The sequence below is a fragment of the Paenibacillus sp. A3 genome (assembly GCF_001399685.1).
GTDB lineage: Bacteria > Bacillota > Bacilli > Paenibacillales > NBRC-103111 > Paenibacillus_G.
In genome coordinates this window covers 1-879 of the sequence record NZ_JTHN01000256.1, presented here as the reverse complement: position 1 = coordinate 879, position 879 = coordinate 1, and the positions used below count along the sequence as shown (strand labels likewise).

The 879-nt window shown below is 51.4% G+C and carries 1 protein-coding gene; it reads right to left on the bottom strand.

The genetic code is table 11. The features are described 5' to 3' along the window. Positions 1–230: 230 nt before the first annotated feature. Positions 231–698 (bottom strand): hypothetical protein, encoded by a 468-nt coding sequence (locus QJ48_RS31565; RefSeq protein ID WP_054977301.1) that lies wholly within the window; start codon positions 696–698, stop codon positions 231–233. Positions 699–879 lie beyond the last annotated feature (181 nt).

Below are 879 nucleotides of genomic sequence, written 5' to 3'. Positions count from 1 at the left end.
ATTAGTGAAATAGACGCATGAGTGAAATAAATGTATAGGACTGAATCGTTCAGATAGGTCGGCGTAAAAAGTCCGTTAGAAGCGTTTATATATAAGAAGACCCGCCGACAACAGCGACCGGAAGTAGATACCCCTCCCTCTCGTAACACCTCTATTACCTCAACTGACCACTCTCTCAACAAGCTCAGGAGTCTCAAAGGAAGCTCCAAGCAATCCGCTATCGGGCGATCTCATTGCATAGGGTCCGGCATCATGCCCTTTTCCATCACCTGCGAATTCGTCGGGAGGCTTGCCATCACTTTGCCAAGCTGTCGGACCTCTTTCTCGTTGTTGGCCATCTTGCCGTTCATCGCTTTGCCGATCGGCGTTGATTCAGTCGGCTTCGTCTTGGCCGGGCCGTATTCCATATATTGCTGAAGCTCCGCCAACATCTCTTGGGCAGCGGCGGCTGCCGAAACGGGTATATTTTGCTGCGCAACGAAGCCGGCCTCGTTCAAGTCAACGCGTGTCTGGCCGTTCTCCTGCGTGTGCGTATAGATACGGTACGGAAATTCCAGCAGCGAAGCGGAATCGCGAAACGTCAATTCGTACGTGCTTCCTTCCCGGGACGGCAGTTCGGTGAATCCCATCGTTTTGAGCGTAGCGTGCACGTGGGAAAAGGGCTTGGTGATCGACGGCAGCGTTTTTTTACGGGTCATAGGTCAACACTCCTCGATTCGTTATTTTCCGCCGGACGGCGTGACGCATTCGTGTACCCACTTATTACACAGATCCGTACAGGTTGAAACTTTGTACGGCACTTTATCGTCATTCTTTTTCGAATAGGTATTGAAGAACCGGGGGTGTTGGTATGCGCGGCAGATCGCTGCGGTTTATTTT